At 66.1% G+C, this 23042-nt stretch carries 17 protein-coding genes; 13 read left to right on the top strand and 4 right to left on the bottom strand.

Annotated features, from left to right (window positions below; genetic code table 11):
• The first annotated feature begins 23 nt into the window (after window positions 1-23).
• From murG to ligA, 11 genes are all read left to right on the top strand, one after another.
• On the top strand, window positions 24-1124 hold the full coding sequence (gene murG, locus UNPA324_RS10195; protein ID WP_128918506.1) for an undecaprenyldiphospho-muramoylpentapeptide beta-N-acetylglucosaminyltransferase: 1101 nt from the start codon (window positions 24-26) through the stop codon (window positions 1122-1124).
• 137 nt (window positions 1125-1261) lie between these two features.
• Window positions 1262-2665, top strand: coding sequence for a UDP-N-acetylmuramate--L-alanine ligase (gene murC, locus UNPA324_RS10190; RefSeq protein ID WP_141934601.1), 1404 nt, complete (start codon window positions 1262-1264; stop codon window positions 2663-2665).
• 4 nt (window positions 2666-2669) lie between these two features.
• Window positions 2670-3590 (top strand): UDP-N-acetylmuramate dehydrogenase, encoded by a 921-nt coding sequence (murB, locus tag UNPA324_RS10185; protein ID WP_141934600.1) that lies wholly within the window; start codon window positions 2670-2672, stop codon window positions 3588-3590.
• A 96-nt stretch (window positions 3591-3686) separates the two neighbouring features.
• On the top strand, window positions 3687-4673 hold the full coding sequence (locus UNPA324_RS10180) for a D-alanine--D-alanine ligase family protein (protein ID WP_128918503.1): 987 nt from the start codon (window positions 3687-3689) through the stop codon (window positions 4671-4673).
• Window positions 4674-5023: 350 nt separating this feature from the next.
• Window positions 5024-6052 carry a cell division protein FtsQ/DivIB gene (locus tag UNPA324_RS10175; RefSeq protein ID WP_141934599.1) on the top strand — a complete coding sequence of 343 codons (1029 nt, stop codon included), beginning with the start codon at window positions 5024-5026 and terminating at the stop codon, window positions 6050-6052.
• Window positions 6049-7371, top strand: a complete 1323-nt coding sequence (gene ftsA / locus UNPA324_RS10170; RefSeq protein WP_141934598.1) for a cell division protein FtsA — start codon at window positions 6049-6051, stop codon at window positions 7369-7371. Before UNPA324_RS10175 ends, ftsA begins: the two co-directional genes overlap by 4 nt.
• Window positions 7372-7458: 87 nt before the next feature.
• Window positions 7459-9264: a cell division protein FtsZ gene (gene ftsZ, locus UNPA324_RS10165; protein ID WP_141934597.1), complete on the top strand. Its 1806-nt coding sequence runs from the start codon at window positions 7459-7461 to the stop codon at window positions 9262-9264.
• 363 nt (window positions 9265-9627) lie between these two features.
• A complete protein-coding gene (gene lpxC / locus UNPA324_RS10160; protein ID WP_141934596.1) occupies window positions 9628-10590 on the top strand; it encodes a UDP-3-O-acyl-N-acetylglucosamine deacetylase in 963 nt (320 codons plus the stop codon).
• Window positions 10591-10839: 249 nt separating this feature from the next.
• Window positions 10840-11730 (top strand): outer membrane protein assembly factor BamD, encoded by an 891-nt coding sequence (locus tag UNPA324_RS10155; RefSeq protein ID WP_128918498.1) that lies wholly within the window; start codon window positions 10840-10842, stop codon window positions 11728-11730.
• Between the two features lie 13 nt (window positions 11731-11743).
• Entirely contained in the window at window positions 11744-13429 is a 1686-nt protein-coding gene (gene recN, locus UNPA324_RS10150; RefSeq protein WP_141934595.1) for a DNA repair protein RecN, read from the top strand.
• A gap of 183 nt (window positions 13430-13612) precedes the next feature.
• Window positions 13613-15766 (top strand): NAD-dependent DNA ligase LigA, encoded by a 2154-nt coding sequence (gene ligA, locus UNPA324_RS10145; protein WP_128918496.1) that lies wholly within the window; start codon window positions 13613-13615, stop codon window positions 15764-15766.
• 116 nt (window positions 15767-15882) lie between these two features.
• Here the strand turns inward: ligA and UNPA324_RS10140 are convergent, their stop codons facing one another.
• Together UNPA324_RS10140 and UNPA324_RS10135 are read right to left on the bottom strand one after the other, a co-directional pair.
• Window positions 15883-17157, bottom strand: coding sequence for a multidrug effflux MFS transporter (locus UNPA324_RS10140; protein ID WP_128918495.1), 1275 nt, complete (start codon window positions 17155-17157; stop codon window positions 15883-15885).
• 326 nt (window positions 17158-17483) lie between these two features.
• Window positions 17484-19310, bottom strand: coding sequence for an aminopeptidase P family protein (locus tag UNPA324_RS10135; protein ID WP_141934594.1), 1827 nt, complete (start codon window positions 19308-19310; stop codon window positions 17484-17486).
• A 186-nt stretch (window positions 19311-19496) separates the two neighbouring features.
• Here UNPA324_RS10135 and UNPA324_RS10130 point away from each other — a divergent pair, with 186 nt between their 5' ends.
• A complete protein-coding gene (locus UNPA324_RS10130) occupies window positions 19497-19676 on the top strand; it encodes a hypothetical protein (protein ID WP_141934593.1) in 180 nt (59 codons plus the stop codon).
• A 183-nt stretch (window positions 19677-19859) separates the two neighbouring features.
• Here the strand turns inward: UNPA324_RS10130 and UNPA324_RS10125 are convergent, their stop codons facing one another.
• Window positions 19860-20747 (bottom strand): 50S ribosomal protein L11 methyltransferase, encoded by an 888-nt coding sequence (locus tag UNPA324_RS10125; protein ID WP_128918491.1) that lies wholly within the window; start codon window positions 20745-20747, stop codon window positions 19860-19862.
• 163 nt (window positions 20748-20910) lie between these two features.
• On the opposite strand from UNPA324_RS10125, the gene UNPA324_RS10120 reads away from it, so the two are divergent.
• Window positions 20911-21066, top strand: coding sequence for a Flp family type IVb pilin (locus UNPA324_RS10120; protein WP_128918533.1), 156 nt, complete (start codon window positions 20911-20913; stop codon window positions 21064-21066).
• 282 nt (window positions 21067-21348) lie between these two features.
• On the opposite strand, the gene UNPA324_RS10115 is transcribed toward UNPA324_RS10120, so the two are convergent.
• A complete protein-coding gene (locus UNPA324_RS10115) occupies window positions 21349-22959 on the bottom strand; it encodes a phytoene desaturase family protein (RefSeq protein ID WP_181769346.1) in 1611 nt (536 codons plus the stop codon).
• Window positions 22960-23042: the final 83 nt, after the last annotated feature.

Raw genomic sequence — 23042 nt, 5'->3', positions numbered from 1 at the left:
CTCCCTGTAAAACTCCCCCCACCATGGACTCTTCCCCCCTGATTCTTCTCGCCGCGGGCGGCACCGGCGGCCATCTGTTTCCGGCCGAGGCGCTCGGTGTCGAATTGATCCGGCGCGGCTATCGCGTCCGCCTCGTCACGGACGAACGCGCGCTGCGTTATAGCGGGCTGTTCAGCAAGGACATGATCGACGTCGTCAGGAGCGAGACCGCGCGCGGCCGCAATCCGCTTCAGCTCGCCTATGCCGGGCTCACGCTCGCCGCCGGCACGCTCTCCGCCTACGCGCTGATCAAGCGCCTGAAGCCCGTCGCCGTCGTCGGTTTCGGCGGTTATCCGACGCTGCCGCCGCTGGTCGCGGCAAAATTCGCCGGCGTGCCCGGAATCATCCACGACGCCAATGCGGTGCTCGGCCGCGCCAACCGGTTCCTGTCCGCCCACGTCCGCGCCATCGCGACGTCCTTGCCCGGCGTGCTCGATCGCGATCCCGCGCTGTCGGGCAAGACCACGACCGTCGGCACGCCGATGCGGCCGGCGATCCTCGCGGCCGCCGCGGTGAAATATGCCGCGCCCGAGGTGAACGGCCCGCTGCGCCTGCTCGTCGTCGGCGGCAGCCAGGGCGCGCGCATCATGGCCGACATCGTGCCCGGCGCGATCGAGCGGCTCGAGCCTGCGTTATGGAGCCGGCTCGTCCTCACCCAGCAGGTGCGCGACGAGGACATGAGCCGCGTGCGCGCAGTCTACGACAAGCTCAAGATCAAGGCCGAGCTCGCGCCGTTCTTCACCGATCTGCCGGCGCGGCTCGCTTCAAATCACCTTGTGGTATCGCGCTCCGGCGCCGGCACGGTGGCCGAGCTCGCGGCGATCGGCCGGCCCTCGATCCTGGTGCCGTTGCCCGGCTCGATCGACCAGGACCAGTTCGCCAATGCCGGCGTGCTGGTCAAGGTCGATGGCGCGGTCCGCATCCCGCAGGCCGAGTTCAGCTCCGACCGATTGGCGTCCGAAATCTCCGGCTTCGCCGCCGAGCCCGCGCGCCTCGCCGCCATGGCCGAAGCGGCCCGCGGCGCGGGCCGTCTCGATGCGGCCGAGCGGATGGCCGATCTGGTGATCAAAGTCGCGGGAATCTGACGCCAAACCGACCAAATTTCCTACTTTTGCCGTCATGGCCGGGCTTGTCCCGGCCATCCACGTCTTGCAAGAAGTGGTAGGGATTCGTGGATGCCCGGGACAAGCCCGGGCATGATGACGGAACCATAGGATAAAGCATGAGACTGCCGCGCGAGATCGGACCCATCCACTTCGTCGGGATCGGCGGGATCGGCATGAGCGGCATCGCCGAGGTGCTGGTCAATCTCGGCTATGCGGTGCAGGGCTCGGACGCCTCCGACAATTACAATCTCGACCGTCTGCGCAAGAAGGGCGCGAAGGTCTCGGTTGGCCACAAGGCGGAGAACGTCGACGGTGCCGAGGTCGTCGTCGTCTCCACCGCAATCAAGCGCGACAATCCGGAACTGATGGCGGCGCGCGAACGGCGCATTCCCGTGGTGCGTCGCGCCGAGATGCTGGCCGAGCTGATGCGGTTGAAGAGCTGCGTCGCCATCGCCGGCACCCATGGCAAGACCACCACGACCACGATGGTTGCAACGCTGCTCGACGCCGGCGGCCTCGATCCCACCGTCATCAACGGCGGCATCATCAATGCCTACGGCTCCAACGCGCGGCTCGGGGCCGGCGACTGGATGGTGGTGGAGGCCGACGAGAGCGACGGCACGTTCCTGAAGCTGCCGACCGATGTCGCGATCGTCACCAATGTCGACCCCGAGCATCTCGATCACTTCAAGACCTTCGACGCCGTGCAGGACGCCTTCCGCCATTTCGTCGAGAACCTGCCGTTCTACGGTTTTGCCGTGATGTGCATCGATCATCCCGTGGTGCAGAGCCTCGTCGGCAAGATCGAGGATCGCCGCATCATCACCTATGGCGAGAATCCGCAGGCCGATGTGCGGTTCGTCGATCTGACCCCGATGGGCGGCGGCTCCAAGTTCAAGGTCGCGTTCCGCGATCGCAAGACAGGCAGCGTGCACGAGATCGCCGATCTCATGCTGCCGATGCCGGGGCGCCACAACGCCTCGAACGCGACGGCCGCGATTGCGGTCGCGCGCGAGCTCGGCGTCTCGGACGAAGCGATCCGCACCGCGATCGCCGGCTTTGGCGGCGTCAAGCGCCGCTTCACCAAGACCGGCGAGTGGAACGGCGTCACCGTGATCGACGATTACGGCCATCATCCGGTCGAAATCGCGGCGGTGCTGAAGGCGGCGCGGGAATCCACCAACGGCAAGATCGTCGCCGTGGTGCAGCCGCATCGCTACACGCGCCTGCAATCGCTGTTCGAGGAATTCTGCACCTGCTTCAACGATGCGGACGCGGTTGTTGTCGCCGACGTCTATGCCGCCGGCGAAGCGCCGATCGACGGCATCGACCGCGATCATTTCGTTGCAGGCCTCCGCGCCCACGGGCATCGCGAGGTGGTGCCGCTGCCGGCGGCTACGGAGCTCGCGGGCATCGTCAAGGGGCTCGCGAAGTCCGGCGATCTCGTCGTGTGCCTTGGCGCGGGCAACATCACGCAATGGGCGTATGCCTTGCCCAGCGAATTGAAGGCGCTGGGGTAGGGTGGTGAGCTTCCCCGACATCACGCCCACTCTCAAAGCCGCAATGCCAAACTTGCGCGGCCGGCTGCTGGCCAACCAGTCTCTCGCCGAGCTCACGTGGTTTCGCGTCGGCGGTCCGGCGCAGGTGCTGTTCACGCCGGCGGATGAGGACGACCTCGCTTACTTCCTCGCGCATCTTGCATCCGACGTTCCCGTCTATGTCGTCGGCGTCGGCTCCAACCTCATCGTGCGCGATGGCGGCATCGCGGGCGTGGTGATCCGCCTGGCGCCGCGCGCCTTCGGCGAGGCTAGCGCGAGCGGTGATGTCGTCACCGCCGGCGCTGCGGCGCTCGACAAGCGCGTGGCGGAAGTGGCGGCCGCCGCCAATATCGGCGGGCTCGAATTCTATTTCGGCATTCCCGGCACGATCGGCGGTGCGCTGCGGATGAATGCGGGCGCCAATGGCGGCGAGACCAAGGACGTGCTGATCGAGGCGCGGGGCGTCGGGCGTGACGGCACCAAGCACGTGTTCTCCAATGCCGACATGAAGTTCGTCTACCGCAATAGCGGCGCTGATCCTTCCATCATCTTCACCTCCGCGCGCTTCCGCGGTGAGATCAGGGACGCGGAGGCGATCCGCGCGCGCATGGCCGAGGTGCAAAGCCATCGCGAGACCGCGCAGCCGATCCGCGAGAAGACCGGCGGCTCGACCTTCAAGAATCCGCCCGGCCATTCTGCCTGGAAGCTGGTCGATGCCGCCGGCTGCCGGGGCCTGCGCGTCGGTGGTGCACAGGTCTCGGAGATGCACTGCAATTTCCTGATCAACACGGGCGATGCAACCGCGCACGACATCGAGGCGCTGGGCGAGACCGTGCGCGAACGGGTGAAGGCAAATTCCGGAATTGAGCTACACTGGGAAATCAAGCGGATCGGGATTCCGATTTAACAGTCATTCCGGGGCGCGCGAAGCGCGAACCCGGAATCTCGAGATTCCGGGTCTGGTGCTTGCGCACCATCCCGGAATGACGAAATGCGAGGAAACATGCGCATCACCATCCTCTTCGGCGGCTCCAACCGGGAGCGTCTTGTCTCGGTCGCCTCGGCCCAGGCGCTGCATCAGGCGCTGCCCGAGGCTGATCTCTGGTGGTGGGACATCGAGGACAAGGTGCATGTGGTCCAGTCCAAGCAATTGCTCGAGCACGCCCGCCCCTTCGAGGACGAGTTCAAGCCGGGCACGCGTGGCATTCCGCTGGAGCAGGCGCTCGACCAGGCCAAGGTTGAGAGCCGGGTGCTGGTGCTCGGCCTGCACGGCGGGCGTGCCGAGAACGGCGAATTGCAGGTGATGTGCGAGGCGCGCGGCGTGCCCTTCACCGGCTCGGGCTCGGCTTCCTCGCATCTCGCCTTCGACAAGTTCGCGGCCAAGCGCTTTGCCGCACTCGGCGGTGTGACGCCGCCGGCAAACATTGCGCTCGATGACATCGACGAAGCTTTTGCCGAATACGGAAGGCTGATCGCAAAGCCAGCGCGCGACGGATCGAGCTACGGCCTGATCTTCGTTAACGCCAAGCAGGATCTCGTCGCCGTCCGCAATGCGGCGAAGCACGAAGAGTATGTCATCGAGCCCTATATCGCCGGCATCGAGGCGACCTGCGGTGTGCTGGAGCGCACCGATGGTTCGATCATTGCGCTGCCGCCGATCGAGATCATTCCGGGCGAGGGCAGTTTCGACTACGCCGCAAAATATCTTTTGAAGTCGACCCAGGAGATCTGCCCCGGGCGCTTCGCACCCGAGATCACCGCCGCGCTGAAGGCGCAGGCGATGCTGGCGCATCGCGCTATGTCGTGCACCGGGTATTCCCGGTCGGACTTCATCGTCTCGGACAAGGGCCTCGTCTATCTCGAGACCAACACGCTGCCCGGGCTGACCAAGTCCTCGCTCTACCCCAAGGCGCTGAAAGCCGAGGGCATCGCATTCGTCGACTTCCTGCGCGGCCTGGTGGAGCTCGCCAGGCGGGGCGTGCGGAAATAATTAGGACTGGTTAACGGCCGGATGGCCGAAACGGGCCGGTTTGGGCTCCAAAACCGGTAAAATGCCGGACATCGCGGCATAAATGCCTCACATAGCGGGGCAAAATGCGCCGGACGTTAACGAACTTTACCTTTTGTTTACCAGGACGTCCGAAGGTTAACGCTGGCGGCGCATATGGCGCTTTGGCTGCCGGCGCGTGAGCTGTCGCGGGTGATGTCACCTCCAGCGAACGCTTTGAAGGGGAGAGGTTTTCTTCTGCTGAAGACCAGCACCCGGCCCGGCATGTCCAAGACGTCATGTTCGCCAGGATCCGCGCGATGTCGCGGGCAAACTGTTGACGAGCTCGTGCAATGGATGGAGCAGGAAGCCTCACCCGGTCGCTTTTCAGATCGCTGAGGCCCCAAGCTGACCTGAAGGCGGCCGCGATCGGAGCGGTCGTGCTTCTGCGCGAGTGGCTGCAGGACAAGCACGCCGAGGCGCGCGCCGCCGCCAAGGACAAGAGCAAGACGAGGGCCAGGGCCAAGGCCGTCGTCGAGCGCGAGCCGCCGCCGCGCGTGGTCGCACTGGTCGAGCGCTATTTGCCGCGCCGGGTCGGGATCAGCATGACCGTGCTGCTGCTGATCGGCAGCTGCGGCTTCGGCATCGTCAAGGGCGGCCATCTCCAGGACTTCGTCACCGCGGTCAGCGATGCCCGCAACGCGCTGGCCAATTCCGCCGGCTTCCGCATCACCGCCGTCGTGATCAACGGCCGCAAGCAGCTGACCCAGGACGAGATCCTGGCGATCGGCGGCGTCAGCGGCCGCTCTTCGCTGCTGTTCCTCGACGCCGATGCGGTGCGCGACAAGCTCAAGGCCAATCCCTGGATCGCGGATGCGACCGTGCTGAAGCTCTATCCGGGCCAGCTCATGATCGAGCTCACCGAGCGCAAGGCGTTCGCGCTGTGGCAGGAGGCCGGCCGGCTTTCGGTGATCGCCGATGACGGCGCCGTGCTCGAGCCCTACGTCTCGCGGCGCTTCCTGTCGTTGCCGCTGGTGGTCGGCAAGGGCGCCGAGACGCAGGCCCGCGACTTCCTCGCACTGCTGGCGCGCTATCCGCAGGTCAATGCGGTGACGAAAGCTGCGATCTTCGTCGGCGAGCGGCGCTGGAATCTGAGGCTCAAGGACGGCCTCGACATCCGCCTGCCCGAGCAGGACGTCGGCAACGCGCTTGCGATGCTGTCCAAGCTCGACAAGGAGGACAGGCTGTTCTCCCGCGACATCGTCGCCGTCGACATGCGCCTGCCCGATCGGCTGGTGGTGCAGCTGTCCGAGGACGCCGCCAAGGCGCGCGAGGATCTGTTCAAGGACAAGAAGAAAAAGAAGGCCGGGGATTCCGCATGACCGGTCTTGATCGCACCCAGACGCCGAAGACACGTCCGATGCCGCACAAGCGCGGTGGCCTCGTCGCCTGCCTCGACATCGGCACCAGCAAGATCGCCTGCATGATCGCACGGCTGAAGCCGTCGCCGCCGAGCGAGGCGCTGCGCGGCCGCACCCATGCGGTGGAATTGATCGGCTACAGCCAGATCCAGTCGCGCGGCATGAAGGCCGGCGCGGTGATCGATCTCGGTGAATGCGAGCAGGCGGTGCGTCAGGCCGTCGCGCTCGCGGAGAAGATGGCCAAGGTGCGGGTCGAGTCCGTGCTGCTGTCGGTGTCCGGCGGCCGGCTCTCCGGCCAGCTGGTCGAGGCCGCCGCCGACATCCGTGGTGGCGCCGTGACGCAGGCCGATGTCAGCCGCGTCACCTCCACCGGCATGCGTCACGCCACCGGCGAAGGCCGCACCGTGCTGCACGCGCTGCCGGTCGGCTACACGCTCGACGGGGTCAAGGGCATCCGCGATCCCCGCGGCATGGTTGCCCATCAATTCGGCGTCGACATGAATGTCGTCACCTGCGACGCCACCGTGGCGCGGAACCTGATGCTGGCGGTGGAGCGCTGCCACATCAATGTCGAAGCCATGGCGGCGAGCCCTTATGTCGCCGGATTGTCGGTGCTGACCGACGACGAGGCCGATCTGGGCGCAGCCGTCGTCGAGATGGGCGCCGGCACCACCACGATTGCCGTTTATTCAGGCGGCCGTTTCGTGCATGCGGCGGGTTTTGCGGTCGGCGGGCAACACATCACGATGGATCTGGCGCGCGGACTCTCCGCGACCATTGCCGATGCCGAGCGAATCAAGACGTTATACGGGACCGTCATCACCGGCGGATCGGACTCGCGTGAGCTGATGTCTGTGCCGACGGCCGGTGACGAGCAGGATCTGCCGCAGATCGTCTCCCGCGCCACCATCGCCAACATCGTCAAGCACCGTGCCGAGGAAGTCTTCGAAATGGTTCGGGACAAGCTGAAGGATTCGCCCTTCGCCTCAGAGCCCAACGGCCGCGTCGTGCTCTCGGGCGGGGCCTCGCAGCTCACCGGCCTCGTCGAACTCGGAACCCAGATTCTCGGCCGGCCCGTGCGGGTCGGACGTCCGCTCGGCTTCGGCCGGCTGCCCAACGAGGCGAAGAACGCCGCGTTTGCGGTGCCGGCCGGACTCCTCGTCTACCCGCAATATGTTCACCTCGAACATGTCGAACCGCGGCATACGCGGCAGCAGGTCAAGACAGGGACCGGCGGTTATTTCGGAAAGGTCGGACGATGGCTACGCGAGGGCTTCTGATGATTCATTTCCGCAATTCCCGACTTTCACCAACTCCCGCGGCCGCCGGCCGGGGCGAACCCACACGCGCGTGATCGAGAGGCAACCATGACCATCAGCATCAATGTTCCTGATATTCACGAACTGAAGCCCCGGATCACCGTGTTCGGCGTCGGCGGCGCCGGCGGCAACGCCGTCAACAACATGATCACGGCCGGCCTTCAGGGCGTCGACTTCGTGGTCGCCAACACCGACGCGCAGGCGCTGACGATGTCGAAGGCGCAGCGCATCGTGCAGATGGGCACTGCGGTCACCCAGGGCCTCGGCGCCGGTTCGCAGCCGAACGTCGGCGCCGCGGCGGCGGAAGAGGTGATCGACGAGCTGCGCGACCATCTCTCGGGCGCCAACATGGTGTTCGTCACCGCCGGCATGGGCGGCGGCACCGGCACCGGTGCTGCTCCCGTGATCGCCAAGACCGCGCGCGACATGGGCATCCTCACCGTCGGCGTCGTCACTAAGCCGTTCCACTTCGAGGGCGGCCGCCGCATGCGCACCGCCGAGGCCGGTATCAACGAGCTGCACAAGGTCGTGGATACGCTCCTGATCATCCCGAACCAGAACCTGTTCCGGGTCGCCAACGAGAAGACCACCTTCGCCGACGCCTTCGCGATGGCCGACCAGGTGCTCTATTCGGGCGTCGCCTGCATCACCGACCTGATGGTCAAGGAAGGCCTGATCAACCTCGACTTCGCCGACGTCCGCGCCGTCATGCGCGAGATGGGCAAGGCGATGATGGGCACCGGCGAAGCCTCCGGCGACAAGCGCGCGCTGACTGCCGCGGAAGCCGCGATCGCCAACCCGCTGATCGACGATTCTTCGATGAAGGGTGCCAAGGGCCTCCTCATCTCCATCACCGGCGGCAAGGACCTCACTTTGTTCGAGGTCGACGAAGCCGCGACCCGCATCCGCGAGGAAGTCGACCAGGACGCCAACATCATCGTCGGCGCGACCTTCGACGAAGCGCTCGACGGCCTGATCCGCGTCTCCGTCGTCGCCACCGGCATCGAGCAGGCCGCGATCGCACGCAACAGCCAGGCGACCTCCGCCCCCGTCGCGAACGCGGCGCCGCAGGCACAACAGGCGCCCGCAGCTCCGGCCGCAGCCGCCGAGAGCCGTCTCGCCGATCTGACCGCGCGGCTCCGTGAAGACAATCGGCGGATGGCCGAGCGCGCCCAGAAGCTGGAAACGCAGATCCCGGCCGCAAGCCAGGCACCGGTCGCTGCCGCGCCGATGGCGCCCCGTCCGAACGTCGAGCGCGCCGCGCTTGCCGCCATCGCGGCTGCCGTTGCGGACGTTCCGCAGGCGCCGGCGCCGATGCAGACCTACGGCGACGTCACCGTGCGCCCGATCGCGCAAAAGCCGACGCTGTTCCCGGAGCCCGACATGACCCCGGTCGCGATGCAGGAGCCGATGACGCCGGATACCTTCATCCCGCCGCAGGCCGAGCGTGCGCCGGTCCGCGCACCGCGGATGCCCCGTATCGACGAGCTGCCGATGCCGGCCCAGGCCGAGCTTCGCCAGGCTCGTGGCGAGGTCGAGGAGGAGGCGCCGCAGAAGAGCCGCCTGTCGCTGCTCCAGCGCCTCGCCAATGTCGGCCTCGGCCGTCGTGACGAGGAAAGCGAGCCGCCGGTCGCAGCCCGCACCGCAGGTCCCGCGATGCCGCCGCTGCCCGAGCGCCGGCCGCAGAAGACCGTGGCGCAGCAGATCGCATCGAGCGAGCCAGTATCCGAGTATGCCCGCCGTCCCGCCCCGCAGGGATTGGACATGCACGGCCGTCCCGCCCCTGTTGCGCCGGCGCCACAGGGCGACGACCATCTTGATATCCCGGCCTTCCTGCGGCGGCAGGCGACCTGAGGATTGTTACAATAAGGCAGACGAAAAAAGGTCCCGGCAACAAGCTTGCCGGGACCTTTCCTTTTGTCCCGTGCATACCCGGATTGCGCAGTCAAGCAACTGATTTTAAATCATTAATTGCGCGTTCGGGTGTTCGGTAGAATTGCCGGCAGCGGCCCAAAACCTCCGTGCAATTTGGTTAAGCCTTGGCGCGAATACGGCGGGTTTGGGGTAACAATCGGTAAAAAAGCGTGAGTTGGCGCTGTTTGGGGCAGTGACTATGGTTTGCCGTGACTTGGGGATACGGATTCGCAGGGGTGTCGGCACTGGCCGGCCAAGCGGGTCTCGTATAAGTCGCAGTGGGTCGTAGTGGGGCGGTTCCTGATGAAATTTAGCCGGCAAACAACGCTTCGTGCGCAAGCCTCCGTGGCAGGCGTGGGCGTTCATTCCGGTCTTCCCGTCACTCTCACACTTGGGCCTGCGCCCGTCGATGCCGGCTTTGTTTTTATCCGGACGGGCCTCGAGGGAAGTGATCGTGAAGTTCAGGCGACCGCCGAGCAGGTGATCGCGACCGACCTCGCCACCGTCCTCGGCGATCGCAGCGGTCCGCTGGTATCCACCGCCGAGCACGTGCTTGCTGCACTGCGGGGCATGGGTGTCGATAACGCCATCATCGAGATCGACGGTCCGGAAGTGCCGATTATGGACGGCAGCGCCGCGGCCTTCATCGCGGCGATCGACCAGGCCGGCATCGTGACCCAGCCGGCACAGCGCCGCTTCATTCAGGTTTTGAAGCCGGTCTCGGTCAAGATCGGCGACTCCTTCGGCGAGATCAGGCCCTACGCCAACGGGTTCTGCGTCGAGGTCGAGATCGACTTCACCAATCCCGTCATCGGCCAGCAGGCTTACGCTTTCGACCTCAGCCCGGAACGTTTCCGCCGCGAAGTTGGACGGGCCCGCACCTTCGGTCTGATGTCCGACGTCGCGCGGCTCTGGAGCGCGGGTTATGCTCTCGGCGCCTCCTTCGACAACACCGTCGTATTCGACGACGAGCGGCTGCTGAACACCGAGGGTCTGCGTTACGCCGATGAATGCGCCCGCCACAAGGTGCTGGACGTGATCGGCGACCTCTCGCTGGCCGGCCTGCCGCTGCTTGGCGCCTACCGCTCGGTGCGTGGCGGCCACAAGCTCAACCACACTGTCCTGACCGCGATGCTGGCCGACCGGACCGCCTGGCGGGTGGTCGAGGGCGAGGCAGTCCGCCGGACCACGCGTCCCGTCGGCGAAGTCGGTCGCGGTATCGTCGGCGGCCGGGTCGCTGCGGCCTACGGGCCGGACGTGTCCTGAACAGAGTTGTCGCCGCTGGCCTCTGGCAGCGGCGGACCCCCGGGAAACTCCTGGTAACCATGATCGGCTAGGATTGCGGCAAGTTCGCCTTAATCCGGGCGAAATGCCTGCCTATCCGGTTGGTTAAAGATCGCTTTTCGGATCCATCGGCGTGGTCGCATGGCAGGCACCACCACGGCACCATTTCGCGCCCATGACGAGGTTCATGGGCTGGCGGGCACCGCTCACAGGGCGTCAGGGCTTAAACTCATGTCGGCACAGCGTATGACGCGCGGATATTTCTCGGTCTCTTTGCGAGCCCGTGGGCTGCTTCAGGCCGTCACCTTCATCCTGCTCGCGATGCCGCTGGCCGGCTGCGGCACCGGCTCGCTCTGGGACAAGTTCACCGCCAAGGACGACACCTTCGTCGAAGAGCCCGCCGACAAGATCTACAATGAGGGCCTGTACCTCATGAACGAGAAGAAGGACATGAAGGCGGCGAACAAGAAGTTCGAAGAGGTCGACCGCCAGCATCCTTATTCCGACTGGGCCCGTAAATCGCTGCTGATGTCCGCTTATGCGTCCTACCAGGGCGGCGACTATGACGGCTGCATTGGCGCGGCCACCCGCTACGTCACGCTGCATCCCGGCAGCCCGGATGCGGCCTATGCGCAATATCTGATCGCGGCCTCCCATTACGACCAGATCCCGGACGTCAGCCGCGACCAGGCCCGCACCGAGAAGGCGATCGCCGCGCTGGAAGAGGTGGTGCGCAAATATCCGAACTCGGAATATGCGACCTCGGCCAAGGCCAAGATCGAGGGCGCGCGCGACCAGCTCGCCGGCAAGGAAATGAATACCGGCCGCTACTACGCGCAGAAGCGCGACTACACGGCGGCGATCAACCGCTACAAGACCGTCGTCACGCAGTACCAGACCACCCGCCATGTCGAGGAGGCGTTGTACCGGCTGACCGAAGCCTATATGGCGATCGGCATCGTCGGCGAGGCGCAGACCGCGGCGGCCGTGCTTGGCCACAATTTTCCTGACAGCCGCTGGTACAAGGACGCCTATAATCTAGTAAAATCCGGCGGTCTCGAGCCGAGCGAGAATCAGGGGTCCTGGATCAGCAAGACCTTCAAGAAGATGGGCCTCGGCTAGGAAATTTGGTTCCATGCTGGCGCGTCTATCGATCCGCGACATCGTCCTGATCGAACGGCTCGATATCGAATTCGCGACGGGCCTTGCGGTTTTGACCGGCGAGACCGGTGCGGGCAAATCCATCCTGCTCGATGCCTTTGCGCTGGCGCTCGGCGGCCGCGGCGATGCCGGCCTCGTGCGTCACGGCGCGGAGCAGGGCCAGGTCACCGCCGTGTTCGATGTCCCCAAGAATCACCCTTCGGCGAAGATCCTCGCCGAGAACGGCCTCGATGACACGAGCGTTGAAGAATCTTGCGAGATGATCTTGCGCCGCGTGCAGCTGGCCGACGGTCGCACCCGCGCCTTCATCAACGACCAGTCGATCAGCGTGCAGACGCTGAAGGCGGTCGGCGCCGCCCTGGTCGAAATCCACGGCCAGCATGACGAGCGCGCGCTGGTCGATGCCGCCACCCATCGCCGCCTGCTCGACGCCTTCGCCGGCCTGGAGAAGGACGTCGCCGCGGTCGAAACGCTCTGGGACGCACGCCGGACCGCGAGCGCCGCGCTGGAGGAGCATCGCGCCAGCATGGAGCGCGCCGCGCGCGAGGCCGACTATCTGCGCCACGCCTCCGGCGAGCTGAAGCAGCTCGCGCCCAAGGAGGGCGAGGAGACCTCACTCGCCCATCGCCGCACCACCATGATGCAGGGCGAGAAGATCGCCTCCGATCTGCGCGAGGCGCAGGAGGCGGTCGGCGGCAATCATTCGCCGGTCGGGGCCCTCTCGGCGGCGGTGCGCCGGCTGGAGCGCCGCGGCGTCAATTCGCCGGCACTGGTCGAGCCTGCCGTGAAGGCGATCGACGCCGCGATCAACGCGCTGGAGGAGGCCGACCAGCATCTCCAGGCCGCGCTGGCCGCCACCGATTTCGATCCGGCCGAGCTCGAACGCATCGAGGAACGGCTGTTCGCATTGCGCGCCGCCTCGCGCAAATATTCGACGCCGGTCGACGGGCTCGCCGCGCTGGCCGCCAAATATGCCGCCGACGTCGTGCTGATTGACGCCGGTGCCTCGCGCCTGAAGAAGCTGGAGCAGGCTGCCATCGAAGCCGACGCGCACTATGCCGCCGCCGCCAAGAAGCTGTCGCTGGCGCGGCAGAAGTCGGCGGAGAGACTCAACAAGGCCGTCAACGCCGAGCTCGCGCCGCTCAAGCTCGAACGCGCCAAGTTCATGACCCAGGTCGAGACCGACGAGGCCGCACCGGGGCCGCAGGGCTTCGACCGCGTCGAGTTCTGGGTCCAGACCAATCCGGGCACCAAGCCAGGTCCGCTGATGAAGGTCGCCTCCGGCGGCGAGCTGTCGCGCTTCCTGCTCGCGCTCAAGGTCGTGCTGTCCGACCGCGGCTCGGCGCCGACCCTGGTGTTCGACGAGATCGACACCGGCGTGGGCGGAGCGGTCGCCGACGCCATCGGCGGGCGCCTGGCGCGGCTCGCCGGCAAGGTCCAGGTGATGGCCGTGACCCACGCCCCGCAGGTCGCCGCCCGCGCCGACCTGCATTTGCTGATCTCCAAGGACGCCCTCGACAAGGGCAAGCGCGTCGCCACCCGCGTCAATGCGCTGGCCGCCGACCACCGCCGCGAGGAGATCGCCCGCATGCTGGCCGGCGCCGAGATCACGGCCGAGGCGAGGGCGGCTGCGGAACGGCTGCTCAAGGCGGCGAGTTAGACTTCGTGTCCCGGACGCGCGCAGCGCGAGCCGGGACCCAGAATGCCCAGCCACATAGGCCCCCGGCTCTGTAGCGCACCGACCGGCCGATGCTTCGCATCGCCGGGAGCGTTGCGCTGCGTCCGGGGCACGAGATTTCCACACGCCTTTACCCCGCCGCCCGCTCTGTCGTATCCAAGCACCATGGCCAGAGCAGCAAAATCCAAAGCAACACCGCTTCGCGACGTCGCCGATCTCACCAAGGCCCAGGCCAAGGTCGAGCATATGCGGCTCGCGCTCGAGATCGAGGGGCACAACGAGCGCTATTATCAGGAGGACGCACCCACCGTCACGGACGCCGAGTACGACGCGCTGCGCCAGCGCTTCAACGCCATCGAGAAACGCTTTCCGGAATTTGTCACGGCGGATTCGCCCTCGCAGAAAGTCGGCGCAGCGCCGTCAGGCCGCTTCAAGAAGGTGCGGCATTCCGTTCCCATGCTCTCGCTCGACAACGCCTTTGCCGAAGAGGACGTGCGCGACTTCGTCGGCCGCATCGTGCGCTTCCTGAAGCTCGACGATGACAAGGTCGATTTCTCCGCCGAGCCGAAGATCGACGGCCTCTCGATGTCGTTGCGCTATGAAGGCGGCGAGCTCGTCACTGCGGCGACGCGCGGCGATGGCGCGGTGGGCGAGGACGTCACCGCCAACATCCGCACGCTCGAAGACGTGCCGCAGAAGCTGAAGGGCCGCAACGTCCCCGACATCTGCGAGGTGCGGGGCGAGGTCTACATGACCAAGAAGGCGTTCCTCGCGCTCAACGAGCGGCAGAAGGCCGAAGGCGGCACCATCTTCGCTAATCCGCGCAACTCGGCCGCGGGCTCGCTCCGGCAGAAGGATCCGACCATCACGGCCTCGCGGCCCCTGGGCTTCTTCGCCTATGCCTGGGGCGAGATGAGCGCGATGCCGGAGGATACGCAGAGCGGCATGATCGGCTGGTTTGAGCGCTGCGGCTTCAAGACCAACCCGCTGACCAAGCTCTGTCACTCGGTCGAGGAACTGCTCGCCTTCCATCATGCGATCGAGGAGCAGCGTGCAAGGCTCGACTATGACATCGACGGCGTCGTCTACAAGGTCGACCGCATCGGCTGGCAGGAGCGTCTCGGCTTCGTCTCGCGCACGCCACGCTGGGGCATCGCCCACAAATTCCCGGCCGAGCGCGCCATGACGGTGCTGCGCGACATCGAGATCCAGGTCGGCCGCACCGGCTCGTTCACGCCGGTCGGCAAGCTCGAGCCGGTCGGCGTCGGCGGTGTGATCGTGCAGAACGTCACGCTGCACAACGAGGACTACATCAAAGGCATCGGCAACAAGGGCGAGGTGCTGCGCGAGGGGCGCGACATCAGGGTCGGCGACACCGTCGTGATCCAGCGCGCCGGTGACGTGATCCCGCAGGTGGTCGACGTCGTGCTCGACAAACGGCCCAGAGGCGCCAAGGAATTCCACTTCCCGAAGAAGTGCCCGTGTCCGCTGCACACCGACGTCGTGCGCGAGGAGACGGCAGCGGGCGAGGAGGGCTCGCGTGCCCGCTGCACTGGCGAGTTCGCCTGCCCCTATCAGAAGATCGAGCATCTCAAGCTGTTCGTCTCGCGCCGTGCTTTCGACATCGACGGGCTCGGCGAGAAGCAGCTCCAGTATTTCTTCGACGAAGGATGGGTCAGGGAGCCCGCCGACATCTTCACGCTGGAGAAGCGCAATGCCAAGCTCAAGCTCGAGGAGATTGAGGGCTATGGCGCGACCTCGGTGCGCAACCTGTTCGGTGCCATCGAGAGCCGGCGTAAAATCGCGCTGGAGCGCTTCGTCTATGCGCTCGGCATGCGCCATGTCGGCGAGACCACGGCGCTGGCGCTGGCGCGCGGCTACGGCTCCTGGGATGCCTTCCACGACGCCTGCCTCAAGGTCGCCAAGGGCGACGAGGAGGCGATGGCCGACATGGACGCGCTCGACCAGATCGGTGACACCGTGATCAAGAGCATCGCCGATTATTTCGGCGAGAGCCACAATCGCGGCATCGTCGAGCGGCTGACCAAGGAGGTCGAAATTGTCGACGCCGAGAAGCCGAAGAGCAATTCGCCCGTCGCCGGCAAGACCGTGGTGTTCACGGGATCGCTGGAGAAGATGACGCGCGACGAGGCCAAGGCCACGGCAGAGCGTTTGGGGGCGAAGGTGTCCGGCTCGGTGTCGAAGAAGACCGATCTCGTCGTCGCCGGCCCCGGCGCGGGCTCGAAGCTCGCGGAGGCCAACAAGCACGGCGTCAAAGTGCTGACCGAGGACGAGTGGCTGAAGCTGATCGGGGAGTGAACTCTCTCCCCGTCATTGCGAGGAGCCCTTGCGACGAGGCAATCCAGAGTGCCGCCTCGGTGGCAGCCTGGATTGCTTCGCTGCGCTCGCAATGACGGGGAGGGAGCGTCGCCTCCCTACATCATCCCGCTCTCTTCCTCCTCGGCCTGCCCGATCAGCGCCTCGCTCACGACGACTTCGCGGCGGGGGACGACGAAGATCATCATGCAGGCACAGAGCAGCGAGATGGCGACGACGGCCGAGGTCAGCGGCAGCGTCGTGGCCGAGTGGCCGCCGAGATAGGCCCCGAATTGCGACATCAGCGCGCCGATCCCCTGTTGCAGAAAGCCCATGGCGCCCGATGCGGCGCCGGCGGCTTCGGGGCGGATGCTGATGGCACCGGCCGCGGAATTCGCCATCACGAAGGCATTGCCCACCATCACGATCATCTGCGTCCCGAACAGCCAGGCGGGCGCCTCGTTCCAGCCGGTGAAGCTCCACAGCAGGTTCAACAGGCTGCCGGCGAGCTGCAGCGCGAGCCCGAACGAGATCAGCTTCTCCAGGGAATGCCGCGGCGCAAAGCGCACGCAGAGCAGGTTGCCGACCAGATAGGCGAAGCCCGTTGTGGCGAACCAGGCGCCGTACTCGGCGCTGCTCCGGCCCATCTGCGTCACCACGATGTAAGGGCCGCCGCCCGCGAAGGTGAAGATGATCTGCGAGGCCAGCACCTGGCACATCACATAGCCGACGAAGGCGCGGTTCGTGATCAGGATGCCGACGTCGCGGCGAAAACCGCTGCCGGCGGCGCGGCTGCGGCGCGTTTCGGGCAGCGCCACCGCGATGCCGACGGCGACAAAGATCGCGGCGACGGCGATGGCGTAGAAGATCGCGCGCCAGCCGAACGCGGTTTCGATCAAGCCGCCGGTGAGCGGTGAAACCATCTGGCCGATCATCAGCGCCGCGACCACGAGGCTGATCATCGAGGCGACGCGGTCGCGCTCATAGATGTCGCGGATGATGGCACGGCTCACCACCATGCCGGCGGCGCCGCCCAGGGCTTGAAAGAAGCGGGCCGCGATCAGCTGCGGCAGGGTTTCGGCAAAGATGCAAGCGATGCTGGCCGCGACCATCAGCGCCAGCCCTCCGAGCAGCACCGGGCGACGCCCGAACCGGTCGGACAGCGGTCCCATGATCAGCTGCGACAATGCGATTCCGACCATGTAAAGCGACACCGTCATCTGCGCGATCGAGATGTCGCTGCCGAAAGTCGTCGCCAGCACCGGCAGCGCCGGAACCAGGATGTAGAGCGAGATCGGCGCAATCCCGGTCATCACGACCAGCAACAGCAGCACCCCGCGCGAGGTCGCAAGGTTGGTTGCCGCTTTCGGCGGCTTGCTGATCATGCCGTGCATGCGGGCCCATCTCGTTGCAATTCGAATCCGACTGTAGCTTGCTCGCGCAAGACCGATATCGGCGTTTCGGAATGCGGCTATACGGATTCCGGGATGGTTGTTTTGGCGGCGCGCGGAGCTGCTATGCTACGAGGCGCGGAGGGCCGGGATGTTGTGCGCTCGCCCCCTCATCCTCGGTGTCATTCCCCGTGAAGGCGGGGAATCCAGTATTCCAGAGGCCGCCCTGATTGAATCGAGAAGCCGCGCCGTACTGGACGCCCCGCCTTCGCGGGGCATGACAGTGAGTTCGAGGGAAGAGCCTTGCGTTAATCGCGTAGCTGTATGCGCTACGTCAGCTCCGCCGTGGCCTGATCGAGCCAGGCCCGGGTCGCCTCGTCGAGCGCCGGCCCGACCTCGGCTCGAACGCGCGCATGATAGGCATTGAGCCAGTCGAGCTCGTCGCGGCTCAGCATCGCGACATCGACCAGCCGGCGGTCGATCGGTGCGAGCGTCAGCGTCTCGAACGCATTCATCGGCTTCTCGGCGCCCTTGATGTCGGCGGCGACGACCAGTTCGAGGTTCTCGATGCGGATGCCGAAACCGTCGGTCTTGTAGTAACCGGGCTCGTTGGAGAGGATCATGCCGCGCTTCAGCGGCGTGGTGCCGAGCTTCGAAATTCGCGCCGGCCCTTCGTGCACCGAGAGATAGCTGCCGACGCCGTGGCCGGTGCCGTGCTCGAAGTCGACGCCGGCGGCCCAGAGATATTGCCGTGCCAGCGTGTCGAGCTGCGCGCCCGTGGTGCCGTCGGGGAAGACCGCGCGCGCGATCGCGATGTGGCCGCGCAACACGCGCGTGAAGCGGTCGCGCATCTCCTCGGTCGGCTCGCCCACGGCCATGGTACGCGTGACGTCGGTGGTGCCGTCTTCGTACTGCGCGCCGGAATCGATCAGTAGGAGGTCGCCGGGCGCGATGCGCCGGTTGCTCTTGCGCGTGACGCGGTAGTGCACGATGGCGCCGTTCGGGCCGGTGCCGGAGATGGTCGGAAACGACACGTCCTTCAGCGCGCCGGTGTCGCGGCGAAACGTCTCCAGCGCCTCGACCGCGTCGATCTCGGTGAGCTTGCCGCTTGTAGCCTCGCGATCGATGAAGGCGAGGAAGCGCGCCAGCGCTAGGGCGTCGCGCCGATGCGCCGTCTGCGTCCCCTTGATCTCGGTCGCGTTCTTGACCGCTTTGAGCAGTGCAATCGGGTCGCTGCCGCGCACCGGCTTGCCGCCGGCGCCTGCGATCAGCCGGCTGAGCGCGTCGGCCGCGGTGGCACTATCCAGTGCGATCGACCCGCCGCCCTTGGCGAGCGCCATCAGCGTCGGCGCCATCGCGTCGGGCTCGCGCACGTCGGCGGACTGCTCGAGATGGTCGCGCGTGAGGTTGGAGAGCTTGCGGTTATCGATGAAGATGGTCGGCCGTCCGTCTTTCGGCACCAGCGCATAGGACAGCGGCAGCGGCGTATGGGCGACGTCGGCGCCGCGGATGTTGAAGGTCCAGGCGACCGCGTGGCTGTCGGACAGCACCAGCGCATCGACGCCGAGCTTGCCGAGCTCGCTTCTGATCTGCGTCAGCTTCTCGGCTTCCGTGACGCCGGCATGCTGGAGTCCGTGCACGGCGACGGGGGCGAGCGGCGGCTGCGGGCGGTCCTGCCAGATCGCATCGATCGGATTGCTGTCGAGCGCGACCAGCTCGGCGCCGGCCTTGGCGCAGGCGGCGGACAGGCGCTCGGCTGCCGCAAAAGTGTGCAGCCACGGGTCGAATCCGAGGCGGTCACCGGCTTTCAAATGCGCCGACATCCAGCTCTCCGGCGGCGGGTCGATCAGCGATTCCACGGTCCAGGCCTTTGCATCGACCTGCTTGGCGGCCTGAAGCGTGTAGCGGCCGTCGACGAACAATGCGGCCTCCTGCATCAGAACCACCGCGAGTCCCGCCGAGCCCGTGAAACCGGTCAGCCAGGCCAGCCTTTCTTCCGACGGCGGCACATATTCGTTCTGCTGCTGATCGGCGCGCGGAACGACGAAGCCGGCGAGCTTGCGACGGGCGAGTTCTTCGCGAAGTGCGGCCAGCCGTGCGGTCAATGCGACGCCGGCCTCCGGCTCCTCGAATGTCTGGAAGTGTGCTTCGAACATGGTGGATCACTTTAGGATCATGGGGGCGAGTCCGCAATCTGGACGCATTTGCGTCGCATCTGGCATGGACTGTGCTTGAATGGTTCCATTCGAATTGAGTGGAGTAAAGGATGCGGCAGCCGCGCTTCGTCCGGATGACAGCGAAATTCGAGCAGGTGGTTCATCTCAACGACGAGGGGACACACGATGCCAGCGTTCACGTTTGAGAAGATTTCGCCGCCGGCGCGCCGAGCGCCGACTGCGGCGGCACCGAAGAAGCCGCGCAGCGTCATCAGCCAGATGATCGACCGACTCGCGGACCGCCGCGCCAGGCGCGCCGTGCAGGACGAGCGGGCGATGCGGCGGGACGAGAAGCCGGCGGAGTAGCGGCGGTGTTTGTTCACCTCGCCCCGCTTGCGGGGAGAGGTCGCATTGCTTTGGCGCGCAATTGCGCGCCTGAGCAATCCGGGTGAGGGGGACTCTCCGCGAGTCCAGTTCTCACCGTCCCCGTGGAGACTCCCCCTCTCCCCGCAGGCGGGGCGAGGGAGCGCACCGACGCCGCGGACGCACTCACCCCACCTTCCGCAACAACAGGCTGCTCCACCCCTCGATCCGCAGATGCTTCAGCGGCACGAGGCCGCGCGCGCGATAGGCGGCGATCACGGCGGGCGCCTGGTGCGTCAGCAGGCCGGAGAGGATGACGCGTCCGCCGGGCGCGAGATGCCGTGCCATCGGGCCCGCCAATTGCCTGAGCGGGTTGGCAAGGATGTTGGCCAGCACCAGGTCGAACGGACCGGCCTGTCCAAAATCCGGCGCGGCGAAGCCGGTCGCGCGGATCGCCCGCACATAATTGCCAGCTTCGTTCAGCGAGGCGTTCTCGGCCGCCACCCGCACCGAGGGCGGATCGATGTCGGAGGCGAGCACGTGGCGATGCAGCGCCTTCGCCGCGGCGATCGCGAGCACGCCGGTTCCGGTGCCGAGGTCGAGCACGCGGCCCGGCCGCGCGCTCTTCAGGACATGGTCAAGCAGAAGTAAACAGCCACGCGTGGTGCCGTGATGTCCGGTGCCGAAGGCGAGGGCCGCTTCGATCTCGATCGCGAGCTTGTTCGGCGCCACGCGGTCGCGATCATGGCTGCCGTGCACGACGAAGCGCCCGGCCGGGACCGGGACGAGATCTTCCAGGCTGGCCTTGACCCAGTCCTTGGCCTCGATCGTGTCGAAGGCGAGCGTCGCGGCGATCTCATTTCCGGCTGAAATTGCAATGAGTTCGCGCAGCCATGCCTGATCGGGCGCCGCGGCGAAATGCAGCGTGACGTCCCATTGTCCGTCCGGCCGCTCGAAGGCGGCGACCGCGGCATCGCCCTCGAAAAACACCTCGGTGAGCACGTCGACGACGCGCCTGGCGTCGGCCTCGCTGCCGATCGAAAAGCTGGCGCGATGGGTTGGAGCAGGCTGCATTCAGGCTTCCGTTGAGTTGAATTTTTGGAACTTTTGTCGGCAATTTTCCCCGCAAGTTGCGGTTCCCGGATTAACCTGGCCGAAGGTTGTGCCCCGTACATTTTCGGATGTCGAATTAAGCCAACACAGCTTGGAATTGAAACGGAGGCGAGTCTTGAAAAGCATGATTCTGAAGTTCTGGTCGGATGAGTCCGGTGCGACGGCGATCGAATACGGTCTGATTGCCGCGGGTATCGCCCTGGCGATCATCACCGTGGTGAACAGCCTGGGCTCGACCCTGAACGACAAGTTCACGTCGATTAGCACCTCCTTGCAGTAATTTCCGCCCCCATTTCCCAACGGGGGCTGGTTTTTCTCCGAGGCTATTCCTGATCACCGCCCGCGAGGGGAATTCCCCCTTGGCGGGCGAGGTCATTTTGGCGGGCCTCTTTGATATTCACAGGTTGTCCGCTCCTTTACCGGGACGCTATCCGCCCACTTATCCCGCAATTGTCCCCGCGATTTTCCACTGACTTTCCCCGATTGTCTCGAAGTTCTGATCCTTGCGTCCTCGGCCTGTCCACAGACGGTTCAATAGTCTGTCCACAAGAGATCCACAGGCCTATCCACGGCTTCCGAACAGCGACCGGTGATCCCTCAGGATCGCCTGCGCCGCATTGTGGCCGGGCGCACCGGTGACGCCGCCGCCGGGATGGGCGCCTGAGCCGCAATGGTAGAGACCCTTCAGCGGCCCGCGATAATCGGCATGGCCCAGCATCGGCCGTGCCGAGAACAGCTGGTTCAAGGTCAGCGCGCCGTGGAAGATGTCGCCGCCGACGAGGCCGAATTGCCGTTCAAGGTCGAGCGGGGATAGGATCTGGCGGCCCAGCACGCTCGCCCAAAACCCCGGCGCGTACTTGTCCACCGTCGCGATCATGAGATCGGCCACCTCGTCGCGATGATCGTCCCACGACTTTCCTTCGGGCAGCGTTGGCGCGACGTGCTGGCAGAACAGGCTCGCGACGTGCTGTCCCGCGGGCGCCAGCGTGTCGTCGAGTGTGGAGGGGATCAGCATCTCGACGACGGGCGAACGGCTCCAGCCTTCCGCCCGCGCATCGAGATAGGCGCGGTCCATGTAGGGAAGGCTCGGCGCCAGGATGATGCCGGATGAGAGATGATCGCCCTCGCCCGGCAGCGCCGTGAAGGAGGGTAGGCGGTCCAGCGCCACGTTCATACGGAAGGTGCCGGAGCCGTTCTTCCAGTGCCGGATGCGGGCGAGGAAGTCCGCAGGGAGCGCCTCGGCTGCGATCAGGTGCGTGTAGAGCAGCTTTGGATTGACATTGGCCGCGACATATTTCGCGCGGATCGCCGAGCCGTTCTCCAGCAGGATTCCGACCGCGCGGTCGCGCTCGACGATGATCTCGCGGACGCCCGCGTCGGTGTCGATCACGGCGCCGCGGTCGCGTGCGGCGCGCGCCATCGCCTGCGTGATCGCGCCCATGCCGCCGATGGCATGGCCCCAGACACCCTTCTTGCCGTTCACCTCGCCGAAGGCGTGATGCAGCATCACATAGGCCGAGCCGGCGGCGTAGGGGCTGGCATAGTTGCCGACGATGGCATCAAAGCCGAACAGCGCCTTGACCAGATCATGCTCGAAACGCTCATCCAGCATCTCGCCGGCCGAGCGGGTGAAGAGATCGAGCAGGCTGCGGCTCTGTTCAAGGGTGAGACCGCGCAGGATGTTGGCGGTCTTCCAGGCGTTGACGCCTTCGCGGATGGCCGCCGTGCCGAAACCGTCGACGAGGTTCGGCGGCGCGCGCAGCACGAACTGCCTGAGCACGTCGGCGATGTCTTCCAGCTCGCGTGAAAACCCGTCGAGCGCACCTGCGTCATGCGCGCTCAGCCGCGCGACGGACGCCTTGGTCCGTCCCTCGCCGGTGAGGAGATAGCTGCCGTCCGGCGCGGGCAGAAAATTCTGGGCGCGCCGTTCGACGATGCGCAGGCCCTGCTCGGCGAGCTTGAGGTCGCGGATCACCTGCGGATTGAGCAGGCTTACCGTGTAGGCCGCCACCGAATTGCGGAATCCCGGGTGAAACTCCTCCGTGACCGCGGCTCCGCCGACCACCTTGCGGCGCTCGACCACGCGCACGCGCAAGCCGGCCATCGCGAGATAGGCCGCGCAGGTGAGGCCGTTATGGCCAGCGCCGATGATGACGACGTCGGTTTCGCTCATGAGGCTTTCAAGTTGTTCCACCGTCATTCCGGAATGGTCCGAAGGACCAGACCCGGAATCTCGAGGTTCCGGGTTCGATGCTT

Source organism: Bradyrhizobium sp. UNPA324, assembly GCF_006658635.1.
Lineage (GTDB): Bacteria > Pseudomonadota > Alphaproteobacteria > Rhizobiales > Xanthobacteraceae > Bradyrhizobium > Bradyrhizobium nanningense.
This window is presented reverse-complemented; position numbering and strand designations above follow the sequence as displayed.